A 12,910-nucleotide genomic window follows, 5' to 3' on the forward strand; every position below is an offset into this window, starting at 1 on the left:
ATGTCCGTAACGGCCGTAGACAGCAACCTCGCCCCCGGTGGCGCCAGCCCTGAAGCCAAGTTCAACGCCGCGGTGGATAACGCCAAGGCCGCCGACAAACCGTCGGAGACCAGCGACGCCGAATTCAACGATGCGTTGATCACCCAGGCCGTCACCATCGGCGGTCAGTTCATCATCATGCCGAAGATGCAGGAACTGCTGAACGACGCCATGTCCGATGACGACGAAGAGTAGGGAGCCCCTATGACTATCAGTCTCGCCGCCGGCGCTACGGCCTTGCCGCCGTCCGCCGGTGCGGGGCCCGCCGGGGCCTCGCAGAACCTTTTCGAGCACATGGCCAATACCGCCAAGGGCATGCCCGAAGGCGCCAGCCCGCACCAGATCGGCTCGGGCCTGATGGAGCGCATGAACAGTTTCATCGACCGTACGCGCGCGTTTTCCGAACGCGCCGACGTGCTCACCAATAACCCGTCGGCGCCGCCGCCGGCCTCGGTGGAAATCCGCACGGCGAGTGCTTCGCCGCAGGGCGAGCCGGGCAAAAAAGTCGGCGAGCAGCAGGTCGACCAGATCGTGCACTCCCTGGGCAAGATGTTCGATTACTCCATCGAAACCCAGATGGTGGTGCGCGGTGCGACGCAGATTTCCGGGTCCGCCAACACGTTGCTCAAGGGTCAATAACGCCATGCCAAGCCCAAACCGCGCGCTGCGCCTGCTGCTGATCGGCCTGCTCGCCATCCTCTTGCAGGCGTGCAACACCGACCTCTATACCAACCTCAGCGAGCGCGATGCCAACGCCATGGTCGCGGTGCTGCTGCGCGGTGGCATCCCGGCGGAGCGCAAGACCCAGGACAACGGCCAGCTCAAAGTGGTGGTGGACGAGGAGCGCTTTGCCGAAGCCATGACGCTGCTCGACAACGCCGGCCTGCCGCAACAGAGCTTTTCCAACATGGGCGAGGTGTTCAAGGGCAATGGCCTGGTGTCGTCGCCGGTGCAGGAGCGCGCGCAAATGATCTATGCGCTGAGCGAAGAACTGTCGCACTCGGTGTCGCAGATCGACGGCATCGTCGCCGCCCGCGTGCACGTGGTGCTGCCCGACAACGACCTGCTCAAGCGCGTGATTTCACCGTCGTCGGCCTCGGTGCTGGTGCGTTACGACCCGGGTACCGACATCAATACGCTGATCCCGCAGATCAAGACCCTGGTCGCCAACGGCATTTCCGGCCTGAGCTACGACGGCGTCTCGGTGACGGCGATCAAGGCTGCCGTCGCCATCAGCCAGAACCCGGCGCAACCGCGGTTGGCGCGCTTCATGGGGCTGTGGTTGCTGGAAGACAACCTGGCGCAGGCACGCGTGATGTTTGGCGGCTTGCTGCTGATTGCCCTCGGCGCGCTTGGGGTATTGGCTCGCCAACACTGGGCGCGGCGTCAGTCCCAGGCGATGTATGTGCTCAAGGAGGGTGAATGAGCCTGGTTGAACGCTGGCAGGGGCTGATCGCCGAGCCGCTGCAGTTTGTGCGCGGGCCGAGCCTGGGCGCCTGTTTCGCCGATGAGTTGCCCGATGAAGTGCTGCAGGCCATGCAAGGCCAGGCGCGTTTTCGTCAGCGCCTGGAGCAGCTGCTGGTCAACCATTATCAGTTGGCGCCGATTGCGCACCTGGTGACGCCGTCCGCCGCCGACCTGGCGGTGTTGCTGTTGTCACCTGCGCAGTTTTCACGCCTGCCACGGTTGTGCGGTGCCATCTGGCATGCCTCGACCCTGAGCCGCGAGATCCGCCGTGAGGTGGTCAACGAATTGCGCGAGGGACTCGGTGCCGAGGTATTCAGCCAGGCGCTAGCGCAGCGCCAACTTGGCGGCGCCGCGGACCTGCTGCGCGAGCCATCGGAGCTGATCGAGGCCATCGACCGCGACGGCCAAGGCTGTGTTGCCGCCTGGCTGCAGGCCCAGCACGCCGACTTGCAGGGCTGGCTGCGCCTGCGTTTCGCCTTCCCCCAGGGCCACAGCGCACGCTTGCCCCGCGACCTGGAAATCGTCCAGGCCGCTGCGGCGAGCCTTGCGGCCGAGGACAACGCCCATGAGTGAATTACCGAGCCGGCCTACCGCGCGCATCCTGCGTGCTGAAGAAGCAGCGCTGTGGACCGATGGATTTGCTTTTCTGCAAGCCGCCAAGGAACAGGCCGAACAGATCAAGGCCGACAGCGACCAGTGGCTGCACGCCGCCCGCGCCGAGGGCTTTGAAAGCGCGCGCCAGGCAGGCGCCGAGCAAGTCGCGCAGTTGCTGGTGCAAACCCAATCCCAGGTGCAGCACTACTTGAGCAGCCTGGAAGCGTCGCTGGCCGACCTGGCCCTGGGCATCGTGCGCGAGGTGTTGGGTGAGCTGGACAGCGCCGACCGAGTGGTGCGTTGCACCCGCCAGGCCCTGAGTGCATTTCGCCAGGACCAGGCACTGACCCTGTGGGTGCCGCCGACCGAAGTCGAGGCCTTGCGCCAACGCCTCAAGCACGAAGGCCTGGCCATTGCCGTGGACGCCGATGAGCAGTTGAGCGCCGGTCAGGCGCGCCTCAACAGCCCAGCCGGGTCCGTCGAACTGGGCCTGGAGGCGCAGTTGCAAACCCTGCGCCGCAGCTTGCTGCCCTTTGCCGAAGAAGGTGTGGCATGAACCTGCAACAGCTGCTGCCGCGCCTGACTGAACGGTTGGCGCAAGCCCGTCCACGGCCGATGCACGGCACGGTGTTGAGCATTCGCGGTGTCCTGCTGCGCGCCAGTGTGGCCGGTGCGAGCATCGGTGAACTGTGTCAACTGCGCGACCCCGGCAGCGGCCGCAGCTTGAGCGCCGAGGTGATCGGCTTTGATGGCGACGAGGCGATTCTGTCGCCGATCGGCTCCATGGAAGGCCTGTCGACGCGCACGCAAATCACGGCGACCGGCGAAACCCTGGGCGTCGCCGTGGGCGATGCGCAACTGGGCCGGGTGATCAGCCCCATGGGCGATTTTCTCGACGGCGATGGCGTCCCGCCGACCCTGGCCTTGCAACGTTACCCCCTGCATGCCGAGCCGCCCGCACCGTTTTCGCGGCAACTGATCGTGCGTTCGATGGCGCTGGGCATTCGCTCCATCGACGGCCTGCTGACCCTGGCCCAGGGCCAACGCATGGGCATTTTTGGTGAGCCGGGCGTGGGCAAGTCGTCGTTGCTCGCCAGCATCGTCCGCAACAGCGAAGCCGATGTGATTGTGATCGGCCTGATCGGCGAGCGGGGCAGGGAAGTGCGCGAACTGCTCGACGTGCAACTCGACGCCCAGGCGCGCGCGCGTACCGTGGCCGTGGTTGCGACTTCGGATCGCCCGGCGGCCGAGCGCGTGCGTGCGGCGTTTGTCGCCACCACGCTGGCCGAGTACCACCGCGACCAGGGCCGCAATGTATTGCTGCTGATGGACAGCCTGACGCGTTTTGCCCGCGCCCAACGCGAAATCGGCCTGGCCGTGGGCGAACCGCCAACTCGTCGCGGTTATCCGCCGTCGTTTTTCTCGGCCTTGCCGCGCCTGCTCGAACGCGCCGGCCCCGGCCCCACCGGCAGCATCACCGCGCTGTACACCGTGTTGACGGAAGGGGATGCGGCCAGTGACCCGGTGGCCGAAGAAGCCCGTTCAATCCTCGACGGGCATATCGCCCTCAGCGCGGAATTGGCCCAGCGCAACTACTTCCCGGCAGTTGACGTGTTACGCAGCCGCAGCCGGTTGATGGAGCAGGTCGCCGGTGAAGAACACAAACGCCTGGCCATGCGCATACGTGAGCTGATGGCGCGCTACGGCGAAATCGAAATGCTGATCCGCGTCGGCGAGTACTCCGCCGGCAGCGACCCGCTGGCCGACGAAGCCATCAACCGCCATGCGGCCATTGAAGCGTTCCTGCGCCAGAACGCCGGCGAGCCGAGCAGCCTGGACCAGACCCTGATCCGCATGCGCCAGGTGTTGGCATGAGATCAATGAACAACAGTGAACCTCAGGCCCATGCAAAACCCTGTGGGAGCTGGCTTGCCTGCGATAGCGGTATATCAGCAACACAAGGGCAAGCTGACCCACCGCCATCGCAGGCAAGCCAGCTCCCACCTTTGATTTTCATGGATTTACAGATTGCTGTGCTGGCATCAGAAAGGAGCAACCCCAATGAAAACCGACCAACTGCGCACCCTGCAAACCCTACGGGTGCTGCGTGAACAACGCGCCGCCAACCAACTGGCCGCCCAACAGCAACGCTGCGCGCAGACCCACGACGTGTTGAACGACGCCAGGGAGCAACTGCGCCTGCACCGTGAAGCGATTGCCGAGGAAGCCCGCCAGGTTTATGCATCCCTGACCGAGGGGCTGTCGGTGGCCAGCTGGCAGGCGGCTCAGGAACGTTTGCGCGGCCTGTCGGATGACCAGCAGGTGCTCGAGAACGACGTGCACCACGTGTCCACCACCCTGCAAAGCCAGGAGCGCGAGCGTGACCTGTTTCGCCAGGAACGCCTGAGCCGTCAACGCCAGTCCGAAGCCTGGCAAAGCCTGCTGGAAGGGCGTGAAAGTGATGAGCGCCGTGTCGGTGAATTGCGCGAAGAAGGCACCGGCACATGATCACCGCCCTTGCCGACCCGTTGGCACCCTGGCTGACGCAGTACGACCCGGCGCTGTTGGCGCTGCATAACCAGCTGCACCGTCGCCGTCGCGCCTGGCAGGGCCGTTGCGCCGGGCAAGCGTTGCGCGTGAGTTGGGCCGCCCAAGCGCAAGGCCTGGGCAATTCGCGCGATGTGTTTTTGTTGCTCGGTCGCGCCCCGGTGCGCCTGCGGCTGTCGTCGGCCGCGCTGGAGCAAGTACTGGTGCCGCTGGCGTTGCAGTTCGATGCGCAATTGCTGCCATCGTTGCCACGCTCGTTGCTGCTGGAATTGGCGGTGCTCGACCTGATCGAGACCCTGGAACCCGTGCTCGGCCACCCGGTGCAGTTAGTCGAGGCCACTGACGATCAGCGCGCGTATGCCGTGCACCTGGCGCTCGAATTGACCTTTGGCAACCAGCCGGCCATGAGCGCGCAACTGGACCTGAGCGAAGGTGCTGCCGTGCTGGTGGCGCAGCTGCTGGCGCAATACGGCCAGATCGAACCCGACCCGCTGCCCGCCCTGCGCCAGACCCTGGCGGTGGTGGCCGGGCGGCAGTGGCTGACCCTGGGCGAATTGCGCAGCCTGCGGCCCGGCGATGTGCTGATGCTGGAGCAGGGCTCGGGCCTGTTGCTCGACCTGGACGGGCGCTTGCAGGCCCGCTGCCAATACCAGGGTGAAGCATTGCAGTTGCAGGAAGAACTACAAGCCCCCCTTTTGCACATGGAGAACACGATGACTGATGTTGATGCCGCCGCGGCCCTGGATGACTTGCCGCTCAAACTGGTGTGCCAGGTCGGCAGCCTGGAACTGACCCTGGCGCAATTGCGGGAACTGGGTGCGGGCAGCCTGTTGCAGCTCAACACGCCCGGCGTGGACAGCGTTGACCTGATGGTCAACGGGCGTCGCGTCGGCCAGGGCCAACTGGTAAAAATCGGCGACGGCCTGGGCGTGCGCCTGCTGAGTTTTGCCACCCCATGACCGGTTATCAGCCGAACCTGATCGAGATCATCCTGGTCGTTGCGACGATCGGGCTGATCCCGTTGGCAGTGGTCACGCTCACCGGGTTCATGAAGATTTCGGTGGTGCTGTTCCTGATCCGCAACGCCCTTGGGGTGCAGCAGACACCGCCCAACCTGGTGCTGTACGGCATCGCGCTGATTCTGTCGGTGTACGTGACCACGCCATTGATTGGCGACATGTACCGCCAGGTCGAGGGACGCGACCTCAATATCGAGCATTTCGAGCAACTCAAGGACCTGGGCGATGCGCTGCGCCCGCCGCTGCAGGCGCATTTGAAGCGTTTTGCGAATGAGTCCGAGCGCGGTTTTTTTGTGCAGGCCACCGAGACCATCTGGTCGCCGGAAGCCCGCGCCGACCTGCGTGACGATGACCTGGTGGTGCTGATTCCGGCGTTTGTCAGCTCGGAGCTGACCCGCGCCTTCGAGATCGGCTTTCTGCTCTACATCCCGTTCCTGGTGGTGGACCTGCTGGTGTCCAACGTGTTGATGGCGATGGGCATGTCGATGGTCTCGCCGAACCTGATTTCGATCCCGCTGAAGATCTTTTTATTCGTGTCACTGAGTGGCTGGTCGCGCTTGATGCACGGTTTGATTCTGAGTTACGGCTGAGGCACGACCCATGGGCCAGGACGTTTTCCTGTCATTGATGAAACAGGCACTGATGACCGTGCTGATGCTCTCCGCGCCGGCGTTGGGCGTGGCGATTATCGTGGGCTTGAGCGTGGGGCTGTTCCAGGCGCTGACGCAGATTCAGGACCAGACCTTGCCGCAGGTGGTGAAGCTGGTGGCGGTGCTGTTGACCATCGTGTTTCTTGGCCCGGTACTCGCAGGCCAAGTTGCGGAGCTGGGCAGCCAGGTGCTGGATAACTTCCCGCTGTGGACGCGCTGACTGCCCATGGATGCCAGCCTTACCGCGCAGTTTCTGGAGGTCGCCTACCCGGTGATCAGCGCCGCCTCGCTTGCCGCCTGCCGCGCCATGGGGGTGGTGGTGATCACCCCGGCGTTCAACCGCCTGGGCCTTACCGGCATGATTCGCGGCTGTGTGGCGGTGGCCATTTCGATCCCGATGTTCTTTCCGGTGTTCGACGCGCTGACCCGAATGCCCGAGCACGGCAGCGTGTTTATCGCCGGGCTGCTGATCAAGGAGTTCCTGATCGGCATCCTCATCGGCCTGTTGTTCGGTATTCCATTCTGGGCCGCGGAAGTGGCGGGGGAGTTGATCGACCTGCAACGTGGCTCGACCATGGCGCAGCTGGTGGACCCGTTGTCATCCGGTGAATCCAGCGTGATGGCGACCTTGCTTACGGTGATGTTGATCACGCTGTTCTTCATGTCCGGCGGCTTTATCCTGATGGTCGACGGCTATTACCACAGCTACCAGTTATGGCCGGTGACTTCATTCACGCCGGTGTTTGCCAGCTCGGCGTTGCTGGCGGTGCTGTCGATTCTCGACCAGATCATGCGCGTCGGCGTGCTGATGGTTTCGCCCTTGCTGATCTCATTGCTGATCACCGACCTGATGCTTGCCTACCTGTCGCGGATGGCGCCGAACCTGCATATGTTCGACTTGTCGCTGCCGGTGAAAAACCTGTTTTTCTCGATCCTGATGGTGATCTACATCGGCTTTTTGATTCCGTTGATGCTCGATCAATTGGCGGAATTTCGCGGCACTGTCGAGTTGCTCAAAACCCTCGCCGGCATGGAGTAGCCCATGGCCGATACCAGCGAAGAAAAATCCCAGCCGGCCACGGACAAGAAGCTCAGGGACGCACGCCAGAAAGGCCAGGTCGCCAAGAGCCAGGACCTGGTGTCGGGCATGGTCATCCTGTTTTGCACGCTGTGCATCTCGATCCTGGCGCCGCGCGCCAAGGCCCAGGTCACGGCGCTGATCGACCTCACCGCGCACATCTACATTGAGCCGTTCGCCACGGTGTGGCCGCGGGTGCTCGACCATGCCGAGCAACTGGTCATCAGCATTACCTTGCCGGTGATGGCGGTGACCACCGGCGTGGTGATCCTGACCAATATCATCACTATGCGCGGCTTTGTGTTCTCGGTGGACCCGATCAAACCCGAGTTCAAACGCATCAACCCGGCCGAGGGCTTGAAGAAGATTTTTGCCCTGCGCAACCTGGTGGAGTTCATCAAGGGGCTGATCAAGGTGCATGTGCTGGCGATCGCGTTTTATGTGATCGGCAAGCATGCGTTGCAGGCGCTGATGGAGTCTTCACGCTGTGGCGCGGAGTGCATGGAGTCGACGTTTTTCCTGGTGCTCAAGCCGCTGGTGTTCACCGTGTTGTGCGCGTTCATCCTGGTCGGTGCGGTGGACGTGATCATGCAGCGCTGGCTGTTCGGCCGCGACATGAAAATGACCCGCAGCGAAACCAAGCGCGAACGCAAGGACATCGACGGCGACCCGCTGATCAAGAGCGAGCGGCGCCGCCAGCGCAATGAAATGCAGGCGTTGGCGACCAAGCTGGGGTTGGGCAGGGCGTCAATGATGATCGGCACCACCGATGGCTGGGTGATTGGCGTGCGCTATGTGCGCGGTGAGACGCCAGTGCCGGTGATCGTGTGCCGGGCGTCACCGGAGGAGGCGCTGCTGATGTTGCAGGAGGCTTATGACCTAGGGATTCCGCATGCGCCGGACAAGGGCCTGGCCGCTGACATCGCGCGCAAGACCGTGCCCGGTGATCCGGTGCCGGATGCTTCGTTCCAGGCAGTAGCGGACTGGCTGGTCGCGGCACGGTTGATTTAATCGCCGCGCGTACTACGCTTGTCTGGCGCTTTGGTACGGAGGGAGTATCTGCTCAGCAGGAGCTGAAGGTGTATCTGTCACGGGCGATGGACGCAGGCGTCAACCAATCGGGTGGCGCTGCACTGTTCCAATTTTCCCAGGAGATTCACCATGACAGATCAACACCGTGCATTGATCCAAGAGTGGGCCGACAGTTGGTCTACCGCCGACAAAGACCGGTTTCTCGCGATCTTTTCCGAGGCGACCGTCTATGAAGACAAGGCCGCAGGGCAAATCATGCGAGGGCGCCCGGCGCTGGGCGACTTTTTCGACCTGATCAGAAAGGCATTGCCCGATTTCGAGGTTATCCGCGACTTGATCAGCCTTGGCGAGCGCGGCGGGACGATCCAGTGGCATATGACGGGCACCCATGAGGGCGAGCTGTTCGGCTATCCGGCGACTCACCGCAAGATCAATGTCGACGGCACCTGCGTGATCAGGATTGAAGCCAACAAGATTGTCGAATGCACCGATTATTACGACATGAAAACGTTGTACCGCCAGTTGGGTTTCGACACCAACTGAATGCACCCCGCGAACGGGCCCCCATCCGATGGGGGCCTTATCCGACACGCCTCAGGGCTTGTCTACATCGTGATACTCACCGCCATACCCGTCGCCCACGCGCCAGATAATGTCGTGGTTGTCGTTGGTCCACTCCGACGGCTTCAGTGAATACTTGTAGTCCTCCGAATTACGGTTGTTGCCATCGCCGATGTAGTCCGGGTGGTCACGCCGGTGATCGCCGCCCCGAATGCTTGAACGCGCATCCCATTCTTCCTTGCGAAAGTCAAAAATGCTCTGGTCCTGCGGCGCGTCGCGCTGGCCCCAGTCGGACAGGTAAGTCTGCAGCCACACATAGGCTTCATCGCCGTTGGGCTTGAGTAATCCGTCCTGCTTGAAGTCCTGGATCTGGTCCCAGTTCTGCATCGAGATCTTGTGCAGCTTGTGCGACTGGATGGTGCTGAGGATCGCGCCGACAAACGACAGAGCGCCAGAGATCAGGAAACCCACCGGCCCGAGAAACGGAATGATCCGCCCGGTGACGCCAAGGGTCGTCAACACCCCCCCGCCTGCGGCCACCAGGCTGCTGACACCGCCGGCCATCGACAAGGAACCGGAGGCGATTTTGACCGGGTCTTTTTCGCGCACGCCGTCACGCAGGGTGAACGCAGCCTGGACCACACTGATCACACCACCCGCGACGTCGGTGGCCATGCCGATGACCTTGATCGCGCTGCTGGCGAACTTGGCGCCAAAGCCGGCACCGGCCACGCCGCCACGGCTGGCGATGCCTTTTTCTATGCCTTCCTGAACCTTCTTCGCGCCTTCGTCGCTCCAGCCGCCGCTGTTGAGCGCCTTGCCCACATCCTTGCCGTCGTCCATGGCCTGGTCGACGATCTCGAAGTACTTCTTCTGCACCGCCTCGGCGTCTTTGGGCAGCGCATGGTAACCCTCACCGGGCTTGGCCCACAGGTCGGGCAGGGAGCGGTCGAAGCCCATCAGTTTGTAGGCGTTGGTGCCACGCAGCTTGTCGTACACTTTGAGGCCAAGCGTGGCGAAGTGGGAGCCGGTGCCGAGGAAACCGAGAAAATCGTTGGCGATTCCCAGGCGTTTCATCGGTGTGTCGGCCAGCTTGCCGCCCTGGCCCGCCAGTTGGTAGACGATACGGCCCATGCCGATGGCGCCGCCGACCGAACCCAGTACGCCGTTGTCCTTGAGGAAGCTCAGGTTCTTCACAAAGGCGCTGCGGTTCTCGTCGCTGAGGCCGGGCATGATCTCTTTGCTTACCGCGTGGTCGATATCGCTGAAGCTGATCACGCCGTTTTTCTGCCAGGTGTCGCCCAACGAAATCATGGCCTTGCCGAAGTCGGCGGCAGCGCCTTTGTCCTTGAGCAGTTGATCGACAAACTTGGAATACACCCCCAACGCCTGGCGCGGCAGGCCGTCGGCGCCGCCCTTGAGCATCGACAAGATCGCCAGGGTGTTGTCCGTGGTGGCCAGGGCGGTGTTGTCGTCGCTGATTTTGCTCGGGTCGTCCATCAGCTTTTCAACGGCGTCGGTGTAGCCGTCGATCTGCAGGTTTTGCAGGAAATTGTCGGCCTTGGCCGGGTCCATGTCGGCCAGCGCGGTGTAGGCGGTCTGGATTTCCTGGGTGGCCAGTTCGGTCTTGCCGCCGTCCTGCAGGGCTTTGATGTACTGGGTGAAGTTTTCCGAGGAGGTGCTGTCGAGCAACTTCTGGTGAACCTCATCGACCTTGGCCTGGCCGCCGTCGACTTTGCCCAATGCTGCGTCGTGATTGGCCTTGATGTCGGCCTGGATGGTCGAGTCGCCGAGCAGTTCGCTGATGGTCTTGTCGATCGACTGCGTGTCGAAGATGTTGTCGCGTACATCCCGCGAGGTCACGTCGATAGGCGTGGTGGCAATGCCCTGGTTGCCGAAGCCATGTTCGGGAATGATCGACATGCCGTTGTCTGCCATGCTCTTGGCTTCCACGGCGCGCAGGAACTTGGCGCGCGGGTCGTCCTTGCCGATGCTGCCGTCCTTGACCCCGGCACGGTAGCTGTCCACCAGGGTTTTCATCGACAGGTCCTGCACCGACAGCGGGTTGCCGCTTTCGTCTTTTTCGGTGGTGGTGAGGCTGTCGACGGAGACGTCCTTGAGCGGCGGCAGGCCGTTGCTGGCGCGCAAGGCGTCGACGTCGGTGGTTTGCTGGGCGATATCGGTGCGGTAGCTGGAAATCTGCTCGAACATCTGCGGGTTGCTGTCTTCGCTGACGACGATTTTCTCTTCGCTGCCGCCGGGCTTGTGCTGGGTGAAGGCGATCAGGCCGGGGCCGTAATCACCGACGCCGCCGACGCTCATGATGTCTTCGGTAGAGGCCAGGTAATCGTCCGGCCCGGCCAGGCTGTAGCCGTCGCCCTTGGCCTTCTCGATACCGGCCAGGGTCTGGCCTTTGGTGGTGTAGGCGGCGAAGGCCTCGGGAGTGATGTCTTTGGACACCACCAGCAGTTTGCCGTCGGCCTGGTTGACCACGAGGATGCCGTCCAGCGGCGCGTCGACTTTGCTGATGTCGCCCAGTGTGAGGCTGGCCTCATCTTTGCGCAGCAGTGCCTGGCCGGGCAGGGACTGGGCATTCTTGATGTAGTCGAAGGCCTGGGAACCTTCACTGGCGTGCACCGCATGCAGGAACTGATAGAACGAGCTGCCGGCGTTGGGGTTGGGGTTGTTGAGGTCGGCGCCGGGCTGCGGCAGGGCGGCCTCGGACTGGCTGATCATGTATTTTTTGCCTTGATGTTCGAACAGGATCACCGCGGATTTCGGGTCTTCGGATACCACGTTGAGCTGGCTGAAATCCAGGTCGCCGGGCAGGCTGGTGACTTCTTCATACCCCTTGGCCTTGCCGTCGGCGAGGGCCTCTTTGGTCACGCCTGCGCTGTTGTAGCTGGCGAAGGCTTGAGGGGTGAGTGTTTCGGAAATCACCAGGGTCTGGCCGTTTTCAAGGGCGACCTTGACCACGCCGTCTTTGGCTTGGCCCACCGATTTGATAGCGGCCAGGCGCACGCCGGGGTCGTCTTCACGCAGCAGTTGCTGGTCGGGGTTGCTCAGTGCTTCACGGATTGCTTTGCCGGCGGGTGTGCCTTGGGTGTCGGCGAGGGTGTGCAGCAGGTCATACAGTGGGGTGCCTGCGTCTGGCCCGCCCTGGTTGACGGGGGCTATCGCGTGGCCGAAGTGCAGGCCCTTGAGGGTGTCGAAGCCTTCCTGGACTTGTTCGGCGGCTTCGCGGGTGATCTTGAATCTGTTGCCGTCTTGTTCGAAATAGATCACCCCGGTGTCTTTGTCTTCGGACACGACCTTGAGCGTGTCGATATCGAGCTTGGCGGGCAGGGCGGTGACTTCCTTGTAGTCGTCAGGTTTGATCTGGCTGGCGGGTTTCAGAGGGGTGTCGGTGTGTGCGGCGAGTACCTTGGGTTTGAAGGTTTTATCGCCCGGCCCGGCGGCTGCCAGAGTTTTGGCCTGGTTGAGCAGGGCATTGAAGATACGCTCGGGGGCTTTGGGTTCGCCGGCGCGGGGGGAGGTTGTGGTGTCGGGGCGGTTGATCATTTTTCAGTCCATGTGAGGGGGCGCACTTGGGCTTGATATTAGGCGTTGGTGGGGTGTGAAAATGGGGTTTGGGGTGAGATCGCACAAGCTTTCACAGGTGTGAAATGAGGGGTGGGGTGGTGGGTGGGGTGGGGGTACATATCCGTTGCTGCGGTAACGGCGGCTCGCGGTTACGCTCTTACAGCGGGTCACTTTTGGCAAACGCCCGGAATGCCGGCCCAGCCAAAAGTAACCAAAAGGTCTTTGCCCCACCACTCGGTGCCTCGCCTAGGCTCGGCATGCCGTCACTCCGGCTTGAATCCGTGGGCCGCCGCGACGGGCCATCCATGGCCCAACGCGGCTAACCCGGCGTCCTGCCGGGT

The 12,910-nt window shown here is 62.9% G+C and carries 14 protein-coding genes; 13 read left to right on the forward strand and 1 reads right to left on the reverse strand.

The genetic code is table 11. The features are described from left to right. From AACV02_RS12430 to AACV02_RS12490, 13 genes are all read left to right on the forward strand, one after another. On the forward strand, positions 1-234 hold the full coding sequence (locus tag AACV02_RS12430) for a hypothetical protein (protein WP_119739909.1): 234 nt from the start codon (positions 1-3) through the stop codon (positions 232-234). A gap of 9 nt (positions 235-243) precedes the next feature. Next, positions 244-678 (forward strand): hypothetical protein, encoded by a 435-nt coding sequence (locus AACV02_RS12435; RefSeq protein ID WP_106578753.1) that lies wholly within the window; start codon positions 244-246, stop codon positions 676-678. Between the two features lie 4 nt (positions 679-682). Then, positions 683-1,465 carry a type III secretion system inner membrane ring lipoprotein SctJ gene (gene sctJ / locus AACV02_RS12440; protein ID WP_119739911.1) on the forward strand — a complete coding sequence of 261 codons (783 nt, stop codon included), beginning with the start codon at positions 683-685 and terminating at the stop codon, positions 1,463-1,465. Further along, on the forward strand, positions 1,462-2,079 hold the full coding sequence (locus AACV02_RS12445) for a type III secretion protein (protein ID WP_119739913.1): 618 nt from the start codon (positions 1,462-1,464) through the stop codon (positions 2,077-2,079). The genes sctJ and AACV02_RS12445 overlap by 4 nt, the downstream gene beginning before the upstream one ends. Continuing rightward, entirely contained in the window at positions 2,072-2,656 is a 585-nt protein-coding gene (gene sctL, locus AACV02_RS12450; protein WP_106578750.1) for a type III secretion system stator protein SctL, read from the forward strand. Before AACV02_RS12445 ends, sctL begins: the two co-directional genes overlap by 8 nt. Further along, the gene (locus tag AACV02_RS12455) at positions 2,653-3,975 is read left to right on the forward strand and encodes a FliI/YscN family ATPase (protein ID WP_119739915.1); all 1,323 of its coding nucleotides are present in this window, start codon (positions 2,653-2,655) and stop codon (positions 3,973-3,975) included. The genes sctL and AACV02_RS12455 overlap by 4 nt, the downstream gene beginning before the upstream one ends. A gap of 186 nt (positions 3,976-4,161) precedes the next feature. Next, positions 4,162-4,608: a hypothetical protein gene (locus tag AACV02_RS12460; protein WP_119739917.1), complete on the forward strand. Its 447-nt coding sequence runs from the start codon at positions 4,162-4,164 to the stop codon at positions 4,606-4,608. Further along, positions 4,605-5,606 carry a type III secretion system cytoplasmic ring protein SctQ gene (sctQ, locus tag AACV02_RS12465; protein ID WP_119739919.1) on the forward strand — a complete coding sequence of 334 codons (1,002 nt, stop codon included), beginning with the start codon at positions 4,605-4,607 and terminating at the stop codon, positions 5,604-5,606. The genes AACV02_RS12460 and sctQ overlap by 4 nt, the downstream gene beginning before the upstream one ends. Continuing rightward, complete coding sequence (gene sctR / locus AACV02_RS12470; protein ID WP_119739921.1) at positions 5,603-6,256, forward strand: type III secretion system export apparatus subunit SctR; 654 nt, start codon at positions 5,603-5,605, stop codon at positions 6,254-6,256. Before sctQ ends, sctR begins: the two co-directional genes overlap by 4 nt. A gap of 10 nt (positions 6,257-6,266) precedes the next feature. Then, entirely contained in the window at positions 6,267-6,536 is a 270-nt protein-coding gene (gene sctS, locus AACV02_RS12475; protein WP_003208314.1) for a type III secretion system export apparatus subunit SctS, read from the forward strand. Between the two features lie 6 nt (positions 6,537-6,542). Next, complete coding sequence (sctT, locus tag AACV02_RS12480) at positions 6,543-7,355, forward strand: type III secretion system export apparatus subunit SctT (protein WP_106578746.1); 813 nt, start codon at positions 6,543-6,545, stop codon at positions 7,353-7,355. A gap of 3 nt (positions 7,356-7,358) precedes the next feature. Next, positions 7,359-8,405 carry an EscU/YscU/HrcU family type III secretion system export apparatus switch protein gene (locus AACV02_RS12485; RefSeq protein WP_119739923.1) on the forward strand — a complete coding sequence of 349 codons (1,047 nt, stop codon included), beginning with the start codon at positions 7,359-7,361 and terminating at the stop codon, positions 8,403-8,405. Between the two features lie 150 nt (positions 8,406-8,555). Then, entirely contained in the window at positions 8,556-8,969 is a 414-nt protein-coding gene (locus tag AACV02_RS12490) for an ester cyclase (protein WP_119739925.1), read from the forward strand. A 51-nt stretch (positions 8,970-9,020) separates the two neighbouring features. Here the strand turns inward: AACV02_RS12490 and AACV02_RS12495 are convergent, their stop codons facing one another. Beyond that, positions 9,021-12,548, reverse strand: coding sequence for a hypothetical protein (locus tag AACV02_RS12495; RefSeq protein ID WP_119739927.1), 3,528 nt, complete (start codon positions 12,546-12,548; stop codon positions 9,021-9,023). Positions 12,549-12,910: the final 362 nt, after the last annotated feature.

The organism is Pseudomonas sp. Larv2_ips (assembly GCF_963879675.1).
Taxonomy (GTDB): domain Bacteria; phylum Pseudomonadota; class Gammaproteobacteria; order Pseudomonadales; family Pseudomonadaceae; genus Aquipseudomonas.